Origin of the sequence: Stenotrophomonas sp. BR163 (genome assembly GCF_047520985.2) — a bacterium.
Lineage (GTDB): Bacteria > Pseudomonadota > Gammaproteobacteria > Xanthomonadales > Xanthomonadaceae > Stenotrophomonas > Stenotrophomonas sepilia.
Genome location: NZ_JAXBRE020000050.1, coordinates 1 through 15820 on the forward strand (window position 1 = coordinate 1; position 15820 = coordinate 15820).

A 15820-nucleotide genomic window follows, 5' to 3' on the forward strand; every position below is an offset into this window, starting at 1 on the left:
TCGATCACCTGCTTCACCGCCTCTGCCCGGAACTCATCCGTGTACTGCTTGCTGTTGCCCATAAACACCTCGGTCATTGCCATCAATTATGGCAACCGGATGTCTACGAAAGGCTGGCCGGTCCACACAGAGTGGGAATAGCGATCAATTCCAACGATCCTTCAACCCCGTCACCCGGTTGAACACCACTTTCCCGCCCACCCCGTGGTCCGCACGGTCGGCCACGAAGTAGCCGTGGCGCTCAAACTGGAATTTCTGGTCTGGCTTCGCTGCAGCCAGTGAAGGCTCCACAACCGCCGTCACCACCTTCAGGCTGTCGGGGTTCAGCGCGTCCAGGAAGTTCTTGCCGCCCGCGTCGGGTTGCGGGTCGGTGAACAGGCGGTCGTACAGGCGCACTTCGGCGCTCACCCCGTCGGCGTTGCCCACCCAGGTGATGGCGGCTTTGGCCTTGACGCTGTCGGCGCCGGGGGTGCCGCTCTTGGTGCCGGGGATGACCTTGGCGTGCACTTCGGTCACTTTGCCTTCGGCGTCTTTGGCGCAACCCGTGCATTCGATGACGTAGCCGCCTTTGAGGCGCACCACGTTGCCTGGGAACAGGCGCTTGTAGCCCTTGGGCGGCACTTCTTCAAAGTCTTCGCGTTCGATCCACACGTCCTTGCCGATCTTGAAGACGCGGTCAGGCGGCGGCGTCTGGCCTTCGGCAATGGTGCTGTGGGGCAGGGCGGGCTGGGTGCAGTCTTCGGTGTAGCCGTCAGAGCCGAACACTTCGGCCCAGTTGGTGAGCACCAGCTTGACGGGGTCAAGCACGGCCATGCCGCGGTGGGCCTTGTTTTCCAGGTCTTCGCGCAGGCAGCCGTCGAGCGTGCTGTAGTCGATCCAGGAGTCGCTCTTGGTCACGCCGATGCGTTCGGCAAACAGCTGGATGGCCTCGGGCGTGTAGCCGCGGCGGCGCAGGCCGACGATGGTGGGCATGCGCGGGTCGTCCCAGCCGCTGACTTTCTTCTCGTTCACCAGCTGCGCCAGCTTGCGCTTGCTGGTGATCACGTAGGTCAGGTTCAGGCGCGCAAATTCGTACTGCCGCGGCGGTGGGGCCTTGAGCAGGCCGCCTTCGCACAAACGCTCCAGCAACCAGTCGTAGAACGGGCGCTGGTCTTCAAATTCCAGCGTGGCGATGCTGTGGGTGATCTGCTCCAGCGCGTCCTCGATGGGGTGCGCGAAGGTGTACATGGGGTAGATGCACCAGGCGTCGCCCGTGTTGTGGTGCGTGGCGCGGCGGATGCGGTAGATGGCCGGGTCGCGCAGGTTGATGTTGGGCGAGGCCATGTCGATCTTGGCGCGCAGCACGGCGGCGCCGTCGGCCAGTTTGCCGTCGCGCATCTCGCGGAAGCGGGCCAGGTTCTCTTCCGGGCTGCGGCTGCGGAAGGGGCTGTCCACGCCGGGCTTGCCGAAGTCGCCGCGGTTGATGCGCATGTCTTCGGCTGTCTGCTCGTCCACATAGGCGTGGCCGGCGGTGATAAGGTATTCGGCCGCGCGGTACATGAAGTCGAAGTAGTTCGACGCGTAGTACAGGTGGCTTTCCTGCTTGCCGTTGAAGTTGGATTCCCAGTTGAAACCCAGCCACTGCACCGCGTCGAGGATGGAGTCCACGTACTCCTTTTCTTCCTTCTCGGGGTTGGTGTCGTCAAAGCGCATGTGGCAGACGCCGCCGTAGTCGCGCGCCAGGCCGAAGTTCAGGCAGATGCTCTTGGCGTGGCCCACGTGCAGGTAGCCGTTGGGTTCGGGCGGGAAGCGGGTGCGGATCTTGGCCGGGTCGGGCTGGCCGGCGTCGTGGAAGGCGGCATCACCCGGGCCGCCGCCCCATTGGCGCTGGGCGTAGGTGCCGGTGGCGAGGTCTTTTTCAATGACCTGGCGCAGGAAGTTTGACGTCCTGAGCGCCTGGCCCTCAATTTCTGCGGGAGCTTGGTGGTGTCGAGAGATGCTGGACGAAAGGGACGGGGGGGGCATGCAGTCATTCTAAGGAGAGGCGGAAGCTCCAAGATAATCAAGGTCTAACCCACAACAGGTGTCACGCGCTTGAACCAAAGCACTCCCTTGCCGAACGCCTCTCTGCTGAACCAGCTGTTACGGTTCACCCCCACGGCGCGCATGTTTTTCTCGGGAAATCTCTGTACCCTGACGCAGGGATCCGAGGCTGACGGCCTCAAGCAGGGGACGATGCACCTGCTGAGTCGCGGCGAGCTGCAACTGACGCGCAAGGGCTTTGCGCCGCTGAACGTGCGGGCGCCCAGCGTGCTGTTGCTTCCCCGCGCGTTGGAGCACTGGGTTCAGGGCTCAGGGCCGCAGGGGGTGGACCTGATGTGCGCCACCCTCAGTGAATTGGCGCCGCCGCTGGACATGATCTTGCCGGACGTCACGGTGATTGACTTGACCGCCACGTCATCGCTGCAGCGACCGGTAGAGCTGCTGTTCGAGGAGGCCGAGGCACGTGCTTTTGGTTATCGGGCAGCGATCGACCGCCTGCTGCAATACACCTTCGTGGTGCTTGTGCGTCACCTGATTGATCGGCAACTGCTGTCCGGCGGTGTGCTGGAGGCCATGGTCGACAGCCGTCTGGGTGTGGTGCTGTCCATGCTGCACGAATCGCCAGAGCACGACTGGACGCTTGACAGCATGGCGGAGCTGGCGCACCTGTCCCGGTCTGCCTTTGCCCTGCGCTTTGTCCAGGTGGTGGGCATACCGCCGTTGACCTACTTGACCCACTGGCGCATGGCGGTTGCCCGCAACCTACTCGCGCAAGGGCAGGCAGTGAAGGCGGTGGCCTCTCAGGTGGGCTACGGTAATGCCACCGCATTCGCGCGAGCGTTTCAACGGGCCTCGGGGCAATCGCCCAGCGCTTGGCAGATGGAGCATCTGAGTCAGCCGTAGGTCCATCGCGCCCTGGTTCTGGACGATCGGTGGCGTGATGCGGACGCCGAATGCCGTTGTGCTGTGCCGAACGGACCCGACTTCAGGTTCAATGCCTTGAGGCAGAACTTTGAAGGAGATCACGATGAACCCGAGCGAAAAAGCAGTCCTGGCCGGCGGTTGTTTCTGGGGCATGCAGGACCTGGTGCGCAAGCTGCCTGGCGTGTTGCGCACCCGTGTGGGCTACAGCGGCGGCGATGTGCCCAACGCCACCTACCGCAACCACGGCACCCACGCCGAGGCGTTGGAGGTGGAGTTCGACCCCACGCAGACGAGCTTTCGCGACCTGCTGGAGTTCTTCTTCCAGATCCACGATCCGAGCACCCCGGGGCGCCAGGGCAATGACCGCGGCAGTTCCTACCGGTCGGCCATTTTCTACACCTCGGACGAGCAGCTGGCCACGGCGCAGCAGACCATTGCCGATGTGAATGCCTCGGGTTTGTGGCCGGGCAAGGTGGTCACCGAGCTCGCGCCCGCGGGGCCGTTCTGGGAGGCCGAGCCCGAGCATCAGGACTACCTGGTCAAGCACCCCAACGGCTACACTTGCCACTACCCCCGTGCGGGCTGGAAGCTGCCGCGACGCGAGATCGGCTGACGGCCAACGCTCAAGAACGGTGGGGGTCGGCGCGCCAGTGGGCGGGCCGACCCGGTGTGTCTGTTTTTTTCCTGAGGAGATGGTGATGCAATCCCGGTGCATTCAACAGGCGCCCGAGCTGCGGGTGCCGTGGTGGATCGACGGCGAAGGGCGCAGCATGGCACCGCTGAAGCTGTCCGATCTGGGCGACGGGTTCAAAGTGATCTTCTGCTTCCAGCACTGGTGTCCGGGCTGCCACAGCCATGGCTTTCCGACCCTGCAGAAGCTGATCAAGGCGTTGGGCGATCGCGGCTTCGCGTTTGCCGCGGTGCAGACCGTGTTCGAGGGCGCCGAGTCCAACACCTTCGAGCGCCTGCGCGAGACGCAGTTGCGCTACGGCTTGAACATTCCGTTCGGACACGACCCTGCGATCGGACGCGCGTCGTCGCTCATGGCGGACTACGGGACGCGCGGCACGCCGTGGTTTTTGGTGATCGATCCGCTGGACGAGGTGCTCTACAGCGACTTCGAGCTCGACGAGCGGCAGCTGATCGGGGCGTTCGGCGCTTCGAACGATGGTCTCAAGGCGGCCTGAAGTCATGCGTGCGTCCACACCAAAGGCCGTGTCGGAGCCGAAGACGCCGGGGACGGGCCCGGCGTTTCGGCTGCCGTTTGACAACAGCTTCTTCCGGGACATGCAGGGGTTCTATGTGCCTTGGAAGCCCGAGCCGTCCCCGGCCCCGGCCTGGGTGCAGTTCAACGACGCCCTGGCGCTGGAGCTGGGGCTGGAGCCGGCGACGCTGAAGTCTGCGACCGGTCTGGCGTGGCTGTCCGGCGTGGAAATGCCGGCTGAGGCGGCGCCGCTGGCGCAGGCCTACGCGGGACACCAGTTCGGCCAGTTCTCGCCACACTTGGGGGATGGCCGCGCCTTGCTGCTCGGGGAACTCATCGACACGGCAGGACAGCGTCGGGACCTGGCCCTCAAGGGGTCGGGCCGTACGCCGTTTTCGCGCCGTGGCGATGGCAAGGCGGCACTGGGCCCGGCGCTGCGCGAGTACCTCATGGGCGAGGCCATGCACGCGTTGGGCATTCCCACGACGCGTGCGCTGGCGGTGATCCGGACCGGTGAGCGGGTGAACCGCGAGGGCTCGCCCCCCGGGGCGATCTTGGTGCGCGTGGCGGCCAGCCACTTGCGGGTGGGCACTTTTGAGTTCTTCGCGGCGCGGGAGGAGGAGGTGATGCTTCGGCGGCTGCTCGACTATGCCGTGGCGCGGCATGACCCCGCCCTCGCCAAGCTTTCCGACAAGCCCATTCCGATGCTGGAGGCCGTCTGTGAGCGGCAGGCGCAGCTGATTGCACGCTGGATGGGCGTGGGCTTCATCCACGGGGTGATGAACACCGACAACATGAGCATTTCGGGCGAGACCATCGACTATGGTCCGTGTGCGTTCATGGAGGGTTTCGATCCGGCCACGGTGTTCAGCTCGATCGACCGTCAGGGGCGATATGCCTACGGCCAGCAGCCGGCCATGGCGCAATGGAACCTGGCCCGTCTGGCCGAAGCGTTGCTGCCGGTTCTGGACGCCCGCGATATCGACGTCGTGGAACGGGTGGAACAGGTGGTGGCCGGGTTTGCCGTGCGCTTTGACCGGCATTGGACCGGGCAGCTGCGCGCCAAGCTGGGCTTGGCCGCTGAAGAGCCGGACGACCGCGCCCTGGCGGACGACTTCCTGCAGCTGCTGCAGCGGGAAAAGGTGGACTTCACGCTGGCGTTCCGCCTCCTGTCCGACGCCATCACGGGGCCGGATGCCGCACTGCACGACCTGTTCGGACGGGAGCGCCCGGCGCTCTCGGACTGGCTGGCGCGCTGGCGCCAGCGCATGGCCCGGGAGGGAAGGACCTTGCAGGACTGCGCCGCAACGGCGTGGTCGGTCAATCCCTTCGTGATCCCGCGCAATCACCAGGTGGAGGCGGCGCTGTCGAGTGCCGTGGACGAGGCCGACCTCGGTCCGTTCGAGCGCCTGCTGGCGGTGCTGGGGCGGCCGTACGAGACGGTGGAGTCCGCGCGGCCATTCACGCTGCCGGCCTCGCCCGAAGTGGCCGCAGCCCACCGCACCTTCTGCGGCACCTGATTGGGGTACCCAACGATTTCTGAAAGGAGACTTCGCATGACCACAACGAAACAGGAACCCGGTGTCCTTGGCGAAGCGGCCGCTCCCCTGGGTGTGACCCGGTGGGTGGACGCGTCGGGCCAGGCGCTGGAACACTTCGACCTGGACCGCATGCCCGGCCGGTTCAAGCTCATCTTCTGTTTTCAGGACGCCTGCCCGGGGTGCCATGCGACCGGCTTTCCGGCGCTTGCCCGGGTGGTCGACGCGTTTCGGGGGAGCGACTTCGTCGGGTTCGCCGCAGTCCAGACCGTGTTCGAGGACTTCGGTTCGAACACCTGGGAGCGCATGCTGGCCAATCACTCCCGCTACGCGCTGGGCATTCCCTTCGGGCACGACGCCGGTGACGAACAGGACGGCGCGGGTTCGGAGCTGATGCGCCGCTACCGCAACGGCGGCACACCCTGGTTCATCCTGATCGATCCCGATGGCAGAGTGGTCTACAACCATTTCCGAATCGACGCCGACAAGCTCGTCACCTTTCTCAAGCGGCTGGAAAACGAACCGGCGGCACCGGAGCCTGGGCCCGACATGTTGACTTGGAAAGGAGTGATTCAACTGGTGGAAACGGGCAACCCGACGCCACCGCGCCGAGTTGAGCGCAGCGAAGCCGAGTGGGCCCAACAGCTGACGCCCGAGCAGTTCCGAATCACGCGGCTCAAGGGCACCGAACGGGCGCACAGCTCCTCGATGTGTACGCTGTTTTCGCCCGGGATCTACCGGTGCGTGTGCTGCGGCACTGAACTATTCGATGCGTCGACCAAATATGACAGCCGCAGCGGCTGGCCCAGCTTCACGCAGGCCATTGCCCCGGGTCTGGTGGGCTATCACGGAGACAACAGCCACGGCATGGTGCGGGTGGAGACGACGTGCAACGTCTGCGACGCCCACCTGGGTCACGTGTTTCCCGACGGACCCAAGCCCAGCGGTCTGCGCTACTGCATCAACGCCCTGGCACTGGAGAAAGCATGAGCAGCGAAAAGGTAGGCTTCGCTGGCAGCAGCCAGGGTCTGCTGGTGGGTGTCTTGGAACGCCCGGACCATGCACCGTTACAAGCCCTGGCGGTGTTTGCCCACTGCTTTACCTGCGGAAAGAACTCTCTCGCCGCGACCCGCATCAGCCGGGCGCTGGCTCAGCAGGGCATCGCCACGCTGCGCTTTGATTTCACCGGTCTGGGCGAGAGCGAAGGCGACTTCGGGCGCGGTGGCTTTTCGTCCAGCGTGGCGGACATTGTGGCGGCGGTGCACTGGATGCAGAGCACGATCGGCATGCCTGCACTGTTGGTCGGACACAGCCTGGGGGGGACGGCGGCCATCGCGGCGGCTGCCCGCCTCGACGGCATACGGGCGGTTTGCACGCTGGGCGCACCCGCGACGGCCGACCATGTGCTTCGTCACTTCGGTCCGACCAAGTCCGAAGAGGATGGGCAGATCCAGGTCGACCTGGGCGGCCGGGCGTTCAGGATCGCGCCGGCCTTCATTGAAGAGCTCCAGGCCCAAGCCCACGAGAACCCGGTCAAGGGGCTTCGCGCGGCCTTGCTGGTTATGCACGCGCCAAGTGACGCGGTGGTGGACATCGGCGAGGCACAGGACCTGTTCAAGGCGGCCAGACATCCTAAGAGTTTCATCAGCCTGGACGATGCGGACCATCTGCTCACGCGCCCGGCCGATGCGCAGTATGCGGCTGACCTGATTGGCGCCTGGGCCTCGCGGTTTCTGCCGATGCGAGCCGAGCGAAACGATGCGCCGTCGGACCTTCGTGCGGGCGAGGTGTGGGTGGGGGAGCACGATCACGCCTTCTGGCGATCGATGCGAGCAGGTCCGCACCACCTCGACGCCGATGAGCCCAAGGAAGTGGGTGGTGGCGAACGCGGGCCCGATCCTTATGAACTTCTGCTGATGTCGCTGGGCGCCTGCACGTCCATGACATTGCGCCAGTACGCCAAGCGAAAAGGCTATGCGCTCAAGGATGTCCAGGTCAGGTTGCGTCATGAGCGCGCGCACGCGACCGATTGCCAGGAGTGCGGGGATCGCTCGGGACAGGTTGACCACGTCACGCGGCAGCTCCTGCTGAGCGGACCGTTGAGTGAAAGCCAGCGACAGGACCTGTTGCGCATCGCCGATCGTTGCCCCGTGCATCGAACGCTGGAGAACCATCCGGTGATCACCACCACACTGATTCGGGACTGATCCCAACCACACACAAACGAAGGAGACGGAGCATGAGAGCCATCTGGAAAGGCACCACCATCGCTGAGAGCGATGACATCGTGGAAGTTGAAGGCAACGCCTATTTCCCACACGACGCGTTGCGCCCGGAACATTTCAAACCAAGCGATACGCACACCACCTGTCCATGGAAGGGGCGGGCCAGCTACTACGACGTCGTGGTCGGCGAAGACGTGAACGCTGACGCGGCGTGGTACTACCCGTCGCCCAAGGCTGGTGCGGAGGCGGTGACCGGCAGGGTGGCGTTCTGGCGCGGTGTCGAGGTGCGGCCATGAGCGGGGAACAGAGGTTCGACGCGATCGTGATCGGAGCCGGTCAGGCCGGTCCCTTTCTGGGCGCGACACTCGTTGCCCGGGGTATGAAGGTGGCGCTCATCGAGGAGCGTGACCTGGGTGGTACCTGTGTCAATCGGGGCTGCACCCCAACCAAGACCCTACGCAAGTCGGCTCGTGTGGCTCACATGGCGCGCCGGGCCAGCGAATTCGGTGTGCAAACCGGGTCGGTCCAGGTCAACTTCAGGGCAGCGATGGAGCGCATGCAACGCCGGGTGGAGGAGGCTCGCTCTGGCCTGCAGGCCTGGCTGGGCCAGTTGGAAGGACTCACCATCATCAAGGCGCGCGGTCGCCTGGCGGGCCGTGAAGGCGAACAGTTCGTGGTGCTGGCCGGCGAGCATCAGCTGGTGGCGCCCAAGGTGGTGCTGAACACCGGCACACGTCCCTTTGTTCCGCCGGTGCCTGGGCTGGACGAGCTGCCGTTCCTGGACAACGAACGGCTGTTGGCGCTGCGTGAATTACCGTCCAGGCTGGTGATCATCGGCGGTGGATACATCAGCCTGGAGATGGCTCAGATCTTTCGGCGGCTGGGAAGTGAGGTTGCCATTCTGGAAACAGGGCCCCGCCTCACGGCCCGCGAGGACGAGGACATTGCAGCCGCTGTGACCGGAATGCTGACAGCGGAAGGCATCGAAGTGAACACCGGCGTGCGCATTGAGCGGGTCGGCAAGGCGGACAACGACGCTGGCGTGCGGGTGCAGTTGGCTGGTGGCCGCAGCGTGGATGGCAGCCACCTGCTGGTGGCCACCGGGCGAATACCGAACACCGACTGTCTGGGCCTGGAAACGGTGGGCCTGGAGGTCAGTGCGCGAGGCTACCTGGTCACCAACGACCGGCTCGAAACCGCGGTTCCCGGCATCTGGGCGCTGGGTGACATCAATCAGCGCGGGGCCTTTACCCACACCAGCTACCACGATCAGGACATCGTGGCGGAGAACCTGGCCGGAGGGCAACGCAGCGCCGCCGCGCGCGTCGGCATTTATGCCATGTTTACCGATCCTCCGCTGGCCCACGTCGGTCTTTATGAGGCCGACGCGCGAAAACTCGTGACCGAAGGGCGACGCATTTCCCAGGCGGTTCACGCCATGAAGGACGTCAGTCGCGCGAAGGAAGAAGGCGAAACCGTGGGCAAGATCAAGCTCCTCATCGATGAGGACAGTGGTCATTTCCTCGGAGCGACCATGCTCGGGATCCAGTCGGACGAGATCATTCAGGCGATCGGTCTGGTGATGGCCAGTGGCGGCACCTGGAAGTTGGTCCGGGATGCATTGCCCGTTCACCCGACGGTCACCGAGTTCCTGCCCACCATCATTGATCGACGCAAGCCCTTGACCGCAAGTTCTGGGTGAGCCGGAGGACCCACACCATGCCCATCAACCGCTCATTCAGCGGCCGCAATCGCGATGTCCACAACCACGGCGGTCGACTTCCGCCAGGACAGTCCCTGACGGAAGGTTTTCCCGTGCTGACTGCGGGCCCCACCCCAAAAGCCTTGGCGCTTGGCGATTGGCGCTTGACCTTGAAGGTCGGTGTGCGGCCGGTTCGCGTTTGGACCTGGAGCGAATTCCAGGCCCTGCCCCAGACCGAGCAGGTGGTCGATATCCATTGCGTTACCACCTGGTCGAAATTCGACACCCGCTGGCGCGGTGTGACGTTGGACGCTTTGTTGCAAGCAGCCGGACTGGAAGCGCCCACGCCTTGGGTGCTGGCGCATTCCCAGGACGGCTACTCCACCAACGTGCCGTTGGCCGATCTGACACAAGGGCGCGCAATGATCGCAACGCACTACGATGACCGACCGCTCGCGCCCGAGCACGGGGGACCGGCACGCCTGTTGGTGCCGCATCTCTATTTCTGGAAGTCGGCCAAGTGGGTCAATGCGCTGCAGTTCAACGAGCGCGACGAGGCCGGGTTCTGGGAACTGCGGGGCTATCACATGCGAGGTGACCCCTTCAAGGAAGAGCGCTATGGATGAGGCCGTTGGTCAGCAACGGCTGAGCTGGCAGTCCGCACGCATCGAAGCGTTGCAGGCACTGACTCCACGCGTCATGCGGGTGGTGCTGCGTCCCGACAGATGGGTTCGCCCGAGGCCGGGCCAGCATTTGGATGTCCGACTGACAGCAGAAGACGGCTATCAGGCACAACGGAGCTACTCACTCCTCTCTCCTCCTCAACGTATTGGGCTCTATGAACTGGGCATTGAGCGTTTGGACGATGGCGAAGTATCCACCTGGTTTCACGATGAGGCCCAGCACGACGAAACGATTGAAATCCTCGGACCAGTTGGAGGACATTTTGTGCTTGACGAGTCGAACACACGACCAGCCTTGCTGATTGGGGGAGGATCTGGCGTCGTTCCCCTTTTGTCCATGGCAGCGCAACGCGTGGGTGCATACAGCCTAGCGCATACAACGTTGTTGATTGCCGCACGCCATCTGGAAGAAGTGTTGCTCTGGCCAACCCTGCAGCGATGGGAAGCGTTTACTCCACGGTTTCGCACCCGACTAGCTCTCTCGCGGGACACCTGTGCCCCGCGTGTGCAGGACCACGTTGGCCGCATTGTTGAAGCCGATGTTGCCTGGGCTTTGCAGCAGTTGGGCAATGTGGCGACCGAATCCGCACAAGTTTTTATCTGCGGGCGCAATGACTTTGTCGAGTCCATCGTTCATATGGTCACCGGGCTGAATGTGCCAGAGGTCTCCATCCGCACTGAGCGTTTCGGAAGTTGAAGCACTTTTTGTTCTTACTTGCCATGACACCTGAAGAAATTCTCCTGACCCGATACGTCTCTGTCCGTTCACGCAGCGAACGGCTGTGTGCTCCTCTGAGTGCCGAGGACCATGTCCCTCAACCGGTTTCCGACGTCAGTCCACCGAAGTGGCACTTGGCTCACACCACGTGGTTCTTCGAGACTTTTGTTCTCGCGCTACAACAGCCGGGCTATCGACTGTTCCATCCTCTGTATGGCTACCTGTTCAACAGCTACTACGAATCTGAGGGCGCTCACTTGGCACGCCCTCGGCGAGGGAGCATGAGTCGCCCGACGGTGGCTGAGGTGATGGCATACCGCGCGCATGTGGACGAGTCCATGCATCGTCTGCTGAAGGAACCACTGGAGCCCGCAGTCGCGGCTTTGGTAGAGCTGGGCATGCAGCATGAACAACAGCATCAGGAGTTGCTGATCACAGACATCAAGTACATCCTTGGCCACAACCCATTGCATCCGGCGTATGACCCTCAGGGCATCGGTCCGCAAGATGTGACGGCCGAACACGATGGCACCTGCCCACCCCTGAACGATTGGCTGAGCGTCGACGGGCAGACGATTCGCATCGGCCACCAGGGGCCAGGGTTCGCCTTCGATAACGAGTCGCCATCGCATTTGGCGCTCATTCAAGGGGTAGACATCCGTGTGGCGCTTGTCACCAATGATGAATACCTTCAGTTTATGCGCGACGGAGGGTATCAGCGCCATTCGCTCTGGCATGCAGAAGGTTGGGACTGGGTGCAAACGCTCGAACACCGTGCGCCAATGTACTGGCTGCCCGACCCAGCCCAGCCTCACGGATGGAGTCACTACACGCTCCAGGGTGTGGCGCCTCTCAGTAGCCAGGCGCCAGTCTCCCACGTCAGTTACTACGAGGCACATGCCTTCTGCGAGTGGGCGGGGTGGCGATTGCCCACCGAGTTCGAGTGGGAGGCAGCGGCAAGCCGGCTCGACTGGGGACGTCGATGGGAATGGACGCGCAGTGCCTATCAGCCCTATCCTGGCTTTGCCCGCAGCGAGGGCGCGGTGGGGGAATACAACGGGAAGTTCATGGTAAACCAGCAGGTCTTGCGCGGAGCATCCTGGGCCACATCACCGGGCCACGCCCGTCTGACATACCGGAACTTCTTTCACGCTCCGTTGCGTTGGCAGTTCACGGGGATTCGTCCTGTTCGCTCGCGGGAGTCGGCATGACTGATCGGGACAGACTGACAGAGCATGTTCTGCAAGGGTTGACGCGACCACAAAAGGCGCTCTCATCCGCTTGGTTCTACGACGACGAAGGCTCGCGCCTGTTTCAGCAGATCATGGCGCTGCCAGAGTACTACCTCACACGCCTTGAGCACGAGCTCCTGCGTTCACGAGCGGACGAACTTTCCCGGTGGATAGACCCTCGGTGCAGCCCGATCGATTTGATTGAACTGGGCAGCGGCGACGGGGCCAAAACGCTGTCGTTGTGCCAGGCACTGGCACAACGTGACGTGGACTGCATTTACAGGCCTATGGATGTGTCCGCACGCGCACTAGCGGATCTGAGCCGCCGCTTTGACACGTACCTCCCCCGCATGGCCATCGAGCCGGTGCTGGGAGACTACTTCGAGCACTGGCCTCAGGTCGCCGAAGGGCGACGCCAGGTTGCAATGTTACTGGGCAGCAATCTGGGCAACCTGGACGAACACGGTGCCGTCAAGCTGCTGCAGCGAGTGCATTCGAATTTGCGCCCGGGTGACCTTGTGCTGCTTGGTCTGGATCTGGTCAAGGACCCGGCCATGCTGCGCGCAGCTTACGACGACTCTCAAGGCGTGACAGCTGCGTTCAATCTGAACCTGCTGACACGGTTGAATCGCGAGTTGGGCATGGACTTCGATCTTGCGAAATTTCGTCATTACGCCAGCTACTGTCCGCTGGAACACGTGGCCAGGAGCTTTCTGGTTAGCCAGGTGGACCAGGTGGTCAACAGCAAGACCCTCGACCGAGGTTTCGTTTTCCTTGCCGGCGAGACCATCTACACGGAGCAATCTCAGAAGTACACGATGGCTTCTATTGAACACCTCGCAGCCCAAAGCGGGTTTGACAACACCTGCACCCTGACCGACCCCCGAGGCTGGTACGCCCTCACAGTCTGGCACCGCCTACCGTTCACCCCAACGCAACAAACGTCGACCTGACATAGGAGCCTGAATGAGCAACAAGATCCATTTGCGCCAGACCATGCTGGACCTTGCCGAAGGGCGCCTGCGGTTTGCTGAACAGGCCTATGCACAATACCTGGTTGGTGCGGCGGGCCGCGGAGATGAACCCAGTGAAAGCGATGCGGCGTCGCGGGCCGTCAACAATGCCGCTCTGGCGCAGGCGTTCGAATGCCCCATTCACGATCATCAGGAGGCCCTGGAAGTCTTACGTCAGATCGATTTCGGTCCCCGGGATTCGGTGGAGACAGGCGCCGTGGTTCGCATCGACGGGCGTTGGTTCGTGATTGCGGTTGCTAGCGATGCCTTCCAGTGCGACGGCAACACCTACATGGGAATTTCCACCCAGGCGCCCATCTACGCAGCGATCGCAGATGCCCGAGCCGGTGATGTTGTCAGCTTCCGGCAACGCGAACTGCACATAGAGGAAGTCTTGTGATGCACCTCATTCGAGTCTGAACGATGGGCGGCACGCTGCGCGACTTGGTCCGGCGCTTTCATGGCACAGGTCGACTTGGTGCCATCGTTCTGCGCCCGGATCGCCTCAAGGACGCTGTGTCCGTGCAGGAGGCCAGGGCCGAACCGGGTCTCGGGCTGATTGGCGATCACCGCTCCCTGCGGCTTCGTCAGTCGGATGCGCAACGCCATCGCGAGCTGAGTCTGATCCAGGCTGAGCACCTCAGCTTGCTCGGGGTCTGGACGGGGCAAGCCCCAATTGCCCCGGAGCGTTTGCGGCGCAACCTCGTGATCTCGGGGATCAACATCGCCGCGATGCATTCACCTTTCCGGGAAGAGCGCTTTGTCTGGCGAATTGGCGGTTCGGTCCGCATTGAAATCACGGGGCCATGTCCTCCTTGTTCACGCATGGAGGACGAGCTCGGTGAAGGCGGTTACGCCGCGCTGCGTGGTCACGGGGGCGCCACGGCACGGATCGTCGTAGGTGGCGTGCTACGGGTTGGAGATACCGTTAACCTTGACGTTGAATCCACCGTGGGCTGAGAGCCATGATCGAAGCAGAGCGTACGCCTGGGTTCCTCCATCTTCTCCAGATGACCGGCGGTGCGTCGTGGTTGCACATGTGCATCCACCACCGCGAGACGGAAGGTTTTCTCTCGAGCGCGACCGGCCTGGACAAGCTGATCGCCGCAGCGATGGTCTCTGAAGATACCCGGTCGCGGTTGCGCGTCCACGGGCAGGGTGTGATGGTTCTGCTCAAAGCGATGCATCTGAGAGCTGATGGAGTGGGGCATCCAGAGGACATGGTGTCCATGCGAATCTGGATTGATGAGCGTCGGGTTATCACGACCCGCGAGGAGGATGTGGATCCCATCCTCGAACTTGCAGAAGACATCTCTCAGGGGCGCGGCCCTGCAACGCCAGGTGACTTCCTTTGCGATCTCATCGAAGAGCACCTCGCGGAAGTTTCCGAGCAGGTCGAGATGCTGGAGGATGGGGTGGATCTGATCGGCGGCCTTCTGGTTCAGCACCAGACGGAAGCGGCATGCCCGAGCATGGCCAATACCCAGACCGCGATCTCTGGCTTTCTTCGTCATCTTGGCCCCCAGCGAGCCGTTCTTCAAACGTTGACAACTCTCGTCGTCCCGCCGCTGAATATAAATCACCGAGGCCGACTGGAGGAGCACCTGAACCAGCTGTTGCGGTTGCTCGAAACGCTGGAGAATTTGCGTGACCGTATCGATATCCTCAGTGACCAGGCAAACCGCATTCAGGAGCGACAGCTGAATCAAAGCTCTTATGTTTTTGCCGTGGTATCCACAATCTTCTTGCCCTTGAACTTTGTCACTGGCCTGTTTGGCGCCAATCTTCTGGGACTGCCGTTCGCAGATGCCACCAATGGCTTCTGGGTGTTGGTAGGTCTTTGCTTACTAATGAGTGTTGGGTTGGTAGCGGTCTTTCGCTGGTTCAAATGGCTTTAGTAGACGGTTTGTGGACTGTTTGAGATGTATCTTCGGAGCCGTCCATCAAGGACGGGTGCGCTGTTAGGAAAAACGATACGTGCCTGTTGATTCATCAGCACAACTGAGCCAGTGATCACGTCGAATACTGAGCCACTGGGTTGATGGATGTTCTGGCTACTCGGTTGTGGATAAGTCTATCGGGTCTGCTGCTTTTCGATCTCCTTTCTGAGCTTTTGCACGTGGCTTGGACGGTGCCGCGCCAGCGGCACTGGAGTGCTTGAATCGCCAGCTCTCATTGCCTGTCTCCACGATGTGGCAGTGGTGCGTGAGGCGGTCGAGCAAGGCGGTTGTCATCTTGGCGTCGCCGAAGACGCTGCTCCATTCCGAGAAGGTGAGGTTGGTGGTGATCACCACGCTCGTTCGCTCGTAGAGCTTGGAGAGCAGGTGGAACAGCATCGCACCGCCCGACTGCGTGAACGGCAGGTAGCCCAGTTCATCCAGGATCACCAGATCGACGTACATCAGCCGGTGTGCCAACTGCCCGGACTTGTTGGGGTCTCCTCGTTTTCAGTGCAATAAGTGACGGTACGAAAAGCTAGCACTGGCGCGGAGGTGGTGTTGGTAGATCGTTGATTTCATTGACTTTCCTGTTCACTTTCAAATCTGCGATTCGTGGCGT

The 15820-nt window shown here is 62.6% G+C and carries 16 protein-coding genes and 1 pseudogene; 15 read left to right on the forward strand and 2 right to left on the reverse strand.

The genetic code is table 11. From position 1 onward, the window contains the following. Nucleotides 1-144: 144 nt before the first annotated feature. Nucleotides 145-2004: a glutamine--tRNA ligase/YqeY domain fusion protein gene (locus ACM0PY_RS20660; RefSeq protein ID WP_197970338.1), complete on the reverse strand. Its 1860-nt coding sequence runs from the start codon at nt 2002-2004 to the stop codon at nt 145-147. A gap of 69 nt (nt 2005-2073) precedes the next feature. On the opposite strand from ACM0PY_RS20660, the gene ACM0PY_RS20665 reads away from it, so the two are divergent. From ACM0PY_RS20665 to ACM0PY_RS20735, 15 genes are all read left to right on the forward strand, one after another. After that, nucleotides 2074-2925 carry an AraC family transcriptional regulator gene (locus ACM0PY_RS20665; protein ID WP_052157284.1) on the forward strand — a complete coding sequence of 284 codons (852 nt, stop codon included), beginning with the start codon at nt 2074-2076 and terminating at the stop codon, nt 2923-2925. Nucleotides 2926-3049: 124 nt separating this feature from the next. Next, nucleotides 3050-3559, forward strand: coding sequence for a peptide-methionine (S)-S-oxide reductase MsrA (gene msrA, locus ACM0PY_RS20670; RefSeq protein WP_008652077.1), 510 nt, complete (start codon nt 3050-3052; stop codon nt 3557-3559). 85 nt (nt 3560-3644) lie between these two features. Then, entirely contained in the window at nt 3645-4133 is a 489-nt protein-coding gene (locus ACM0PY_RS20675) for a peroxiredoxin family protein (RefSeq protein ID WP_034053978.1), read from the forward strand. 4 nt (nt 4134-4137) lie between these two features. After that, nucleotides 4138-5670 carry a protein adenylyltransferase SelO gene (locus ACM0PY_RS20680; protein WP_074423286.1) on the forward strand — a complete coding sequence of 511 codons (1533 nt, stop codon included), beginning with the start codon at nt 4138-4140 and terminating at the stop codon, nt 5668-5670. A gap of 36 nt (nt 5671-5706) precedes the next feature. Next, nucleotides 5707-6678 (forward strand): peptide-methionine (R)-S-oxide reductase MsrB, encoded by a 972-nt coding sequence (gene msrB / locus ACM0PY_RS20685; protein WP_232092421.1) that lies wholly within the window; start codon nt 5707-5709, stop codon nt 6676-6678. Continuing rightward, a complete protein-coding gene (locus tag ACM0PY_RS20690) occupies nt 6675-7895 on the forward strand; it encodes a bifunctional alpha/beta hydrolase/OsmC family protein (RefSeq protein WP_008647313.1) in 1221 nt (406 codons plus the stop codon). Before msrB ends, ACM0PY_RS20690 begins: the two co-directional genes overlap by 4 nt. Beyond that, complete coding sequence (locus ACM0PY_RS20695; protein ID WP_487300239.1) at nt 7832-8209, forward strand: DUF427 domain-containing protein; 378 nt, start codon at nt 7832-7834, stop codon at nt 8207-8209. The genes ACM0PY_RS20690 and ACM0PY_RS20695 overlap by 64 nt, the downstream gene beginning before the upstream one ends. Further along, on the forward strand, nt 8206-9615 hold the full coding sequence (locus ACM0PY_RS20700) for a mercuric reductase (protein WP_034053982.1): 1410 nt from the start codon (nt 8206-8208) through the stop codon (nt 9613-9615). Before ACM0PY_RS20695 ends, ACM0PY_RS20700 begins: the two co-directional genes overlap by 4 nt. A 17-nt stretch (nt 9616-9632) precedes the next feature. Then, nucleotides 9633-10241 carry a sulfite oxidase-like oxidoreductase gene (locus ACM0PY_RS20705; protein WP_123676625.1) on the forward strand — a complete coding sequence of 203 codons (609 nt, stop codon included), beginning with the start codon at nt 9633-9635 and terminating at the stop codon, nt 10239-10241. After that, complete coding sequence (locus tag ACM0PY_RS20710) at nt 10234-10995, forward strand: FAD-binding oxidoreductase (RefSeq protein ID WP_297756215.1); 762 nt, start codon at nt 10234-10236, stop codon at nt 10993-10995. The genes ACM0PY_RS20705 and ACM0PY_RS20710 overlap by 8 nt, the downstream gene beginning before the upstream one ends. A 23-nt stretch (nt 10996-11018) precedes the next feature. Next, nucleotides 11019-12227: an ergothioneine biosynthesis protein EgtB gene (gene egtB / locus ACM0PY_RS20715; protein WP_123676627.1), complete on the forward strand. Its 1209-nt coding sequence runs from the start codon at nt 11019-11021 to the stop codon at nt 12225-12227. Further along, nucleotides 12224-13201, forward strand: coding sequence for an L-histidine N(alpha)-methyltransferase (gene egtD, locus ACM0PY_RS20720; protein ID WP_123676628.1), 978 nt, complete (start codon nt 12224-12226; stop codon nt 13199-13201). Before egtB ends, egtD begins: the two co-directional genes overlap by 4 nt. Nucleotides 13202-13214: 13 nt before the next feature. Further along, nucleotides 13215-13661, forward strand: coding sequence for a hypothetical protein (locus ACM0PY_RS20725; RefSeq protein WP_297756217.1), 447 nt, complete (start codon nt 13215-13217; stop codon nt 13659-13661). A 23-nt stretch (nt 13662-13684) separates the two neighbouring features. Beyond that, complete coding sequence (locus tag ACM0PY_RS20730) at nt 13685-14221, forward strand: MOSC domain-containing protein (RefSeq protein WP_034054001.1); 537 nt, start codon at nt 13685-13687, stop codon at nt 14219-14221. Nucleotides 14222-14226: 5 nt separating this feature from the next. Continuing rightward, nucleotides 14227-15159 carry a CorA family divalent cation transporter gene (locus ACM0PY_RS20735; RefSeq protein ID WP_042797683.1) on the forward strand — a complete coding sequence of 311 codons (933 nt, stop codon included), beginning with the start codon at nt 14227-14229 and terminating at the stop codon, nt 15157-15159. A 156-nt stretch (nt 15160-15315) separates the two neighbouring features. On the opposite strand, the pseudogene ACM0PY_RS20740 reads toward ACM0PY_RS20735, so the two are convergent. Continuing rightward, a pseudogene (locus ACM0PY_RS20740) lies at nt 15316-15690 on the reverse strand (ATP-binding protein); the annotation flags it as partial. Nucleotides 15691-15820: the final 130 nt, after the last annotated feature.

What these genes read in the sequence shown, in the direction of transcription:
- ACM0PY_RS20660 (WP_197970338.1), bottom strand. Translation starts at nt 2,004, where the DNA reads ATGCCCCCCCCGTCCCTTTCGTCCAGCATCTCTCGACACCACCAAGCT.
- msrA (WP_008652077.1), top strand. Translation starts at nt 3,050, where the DNA reads ATGAACCCGAGCGAAAAAGCAGTCCTGGCCGGCGGTTGTTTCTGGGGC.
- ACM0PY_RS20675 (WP_034053978.1), top strand. Translation starts at nt 3,645, where the DNA reads ATGCAATCCCGGTGCATTCAACAGGCGCCCGAGCTGCGGGTGCCGTGG.
- ACM0PY_RS20680 (WP_074423286.1), top strand. Translation starts at nt 4,138, where the DNA reads ATGCGTGCGTCCACACCAAAGGCCGTGTCGGAGCCGAAGACGCCGGGG.
- msrB (WP_232092421.1), top strand. Translation starts at nt 5,707, where the DNA reads ATGACCACAACGAAACAGGAACCCGGTGTCCTTGGCGAAGCGGCCGCT.
- ACM0PY_RS20690 (WP_008647313.1), top strand. Translation starts at nt 6,675, where the DNA reads ATGAGCAGCGAAAAGGTAGGCTTCGCTGGCAGCAGCCAGGGTCTGCTG.
- ACM0PY_RS20700 (WP_034053982.1), top strand. Translation starts at nt 8,206, where the DNA reads ATGAGCGGGGAACAGAGGTTCGACGCGATCGTGATCGGAGCCGGTCAG.
- ACM0PY_RS20705 (WP_123676625.1), top strand. Translation starts at nt 9,633, where the DNA reads ATGCCCATCAACCGCTCATTCAGCGGCCGCAATCGCGATGTCCACAAC.
- ACM0PY_RS20710 (WP_297756215.1), top strand. Translation starts at nt 10,234, where the DNA reads ATGGATGAGGCCGTTGGTCAGCAACGGCTGAGCTGGCAGTCCGCACGC.
- egtB (WP_123676627.1), top strand. Translation starts at nt 11,019, where the DNA reads ATGACACCTGAAGAAATTCTCCTGACCCGATACGTCTCTGTCCGTTCA.
- egtD (WP_123676628.1), top strand. Translation starts at nt 12,224, where the DNA reads ATGACTGATCGGGACAGACTGACAGAGCATGTTCTGCAAGGGTTGACG.
- ACM0PY_RS20725 (WP_297756217.1), top strand. Translation starts at nt 13,215, where the DNA reads ATGAGCAACAAGATCCATTTGCGCCAGACCATGCTGGACCTTGCCGAA.
- ACM0PY_RS20730 (WP_034054001.1), top strand. Translation starts at nt 13,685, where the DNA reads ATGGGCGGCACGCTGCGCGACTTGGTCCGGCGCTTTCATGGCACAGGT.
- ACM0PY_RS20735 (WP_042797683.1), top strand. Translation starts at nt 14,227, where the DNA reads ATGATCGAAGCAGAGCGTACGCCTGGGTTCCTCCATCTTCTCCAGATG.